General features: G+C 38.5%; 1 protein-coding gene. It reads left to right on the top strand.

All coding sequences use genetic code 11. The features are described from left to right. Positions 1 to 517: 517 nt before the first annotated feature. Positions 518 to 1,719, top strand: a 1,202-nt coding sequence (gene ltrA / locus WKT09_RS13585; protein WP_340416546.1) for a group II intron reverse transcriptase/maturase, incomplete at its 3' end; no start/stop codon positions are given.

The following is a 1,719-nucleotide window of genomic DNA, read 5'->3' as shown; positions in this document are numbered from 1 at the left end:
TGTGTGCCAGGCATGGCATTTATCTAGGTGGTGAAAGTCCACTGTGGGGGAACACATCATCCAACCACTAGGGAAGCGCAAGGCGCTTGCCGTGAGGCAAGAGCTAGAGGAAGCGTGTACCAAAATCTTGGCTTGACGAACAGAAATCTGATACCAAGGCTTTACAGACGGACAAGACTACATAACAAGTTAAAATCCAAAAGATGTGCGTAACTCTGTAAAGTAAATCAGACGAGTAAAAGAGGAAAGATAAATGTCTTACCCTGGGAGGTCTCACGGACAGTTCAGGAGTCCCCTATAAAGAAAACTGGTCGAAAAAGGTTAATCGTGAGAAGTCAGCAGAAACCATAGTAATGGCATCAGCCATGAAGGGTGGAACGATTTATAGTGTTTCTAACACCATGGATGCGTGAGAGATACATTTCAGAATGTGTTAATGAGGAAAGTATGGGCGTATCCCAAAGGATACTCAGAAAGGAAATGTCTCTTACAACAGAAAAGGAAGGAAGAAACGAGTATGGAACTTTTAGAGGAAATACTTAGTAATGAAAATATGAATAATGCTTATAAGCAAGTATATCGAAACAAAGGTGCGAGTGGTGTAGATGGTATTCCAATAGAAGATTTAGCCTATCATCTTAGGGAAAATAAGGATGAGATACGTAATCAAATTAGGAAGAGAAAATATAAGCCAATGCCTGCACTGCGCGTAGAAATACCGAAGGATAATGGGAAAACAAGAAAATTAGGTATACCCACGGTCGTTGACCGTGTCATCCAACAGGCAATCAGCCAGAAGCTAAGTCCAATATTCGAACGACAATTTAGTGAATATAGTTTTGGATTTCGTCCAAGAAGAAGTTGTGAACAAGCCATCGTCAAAGCGTTAGAATTTATAAATGATGGTTACACATGGCTAATCGATATTGATTTGGAGCGTTTCTTCGATACGGTTCATCATGACAAATTAATGAGAATTATCTCTCATACAATCACAGATGGTGATGTCATATCACTCATACGAAAATACCTAACAAGTGGTGTAATGGTAAATGGCAAGCATGAAGCTACATCTGTAGGTACACCGCAGGGTGGTAATCTTAGTCCATTACTAAGTAATATCATGCTTAATGAACTGGATAAGGAATTAGAAGCTAGAAATCTACACTTCGTTAGATATGCAGATGATAGCATCATTTTCGTAAAAAGTGAAAAGGCAGCAAACCGGGTCATGAAATCAGTTACACACTTTATCGAAAAGAAACTGGGTTTAATCGTGAACGCAGAAAAGAGTAGAATATCGAGACCGGGAAATATAAAATTCCTCGGATTTGGATTCTATTATGATGCACATACGAAGAAATATCGACCACGAGCACATCAAGAATCAGTGCATAAATTCCAAAGAAAATTAAAGCAACTGACGAAACGAAACCATGGAATATCACTAAATAATCGGATTATAAAATTAAAACAAGTTATTTACGGATGGGTAAACTACTTTAAGATTGCGAAGATGAAAAGCATACTCACAAATATCGACGCAAAACTACGTTCCAGAATACGAGTTATTATTTGGAAGCAGTGGAAAAGCAACAAAAAGAGAATTAAATCACTTATTCAACTTGGAATTCCGAAGGAAGAAGCAAAAGGACTGACATACTGTCGAAAGGGATACCGATTTATAGGGTTATCAAAAGTTGTACACAGGGCGTTATC

Source organism: Pseudogracilibacillus sp. ICA-222130 (genome assembly GCF_037892545.1).
Classification (GTDB): domain Bacteria; phylum Bacillota; class Bacilli; order Bacillales; family Amphibacillaceae; genus Pseudogracilibacillus.
Note: the sequence above shows the minus strand (reverse complement) of the source record. Positions and strands in the feature narration are given on the sequence as shown.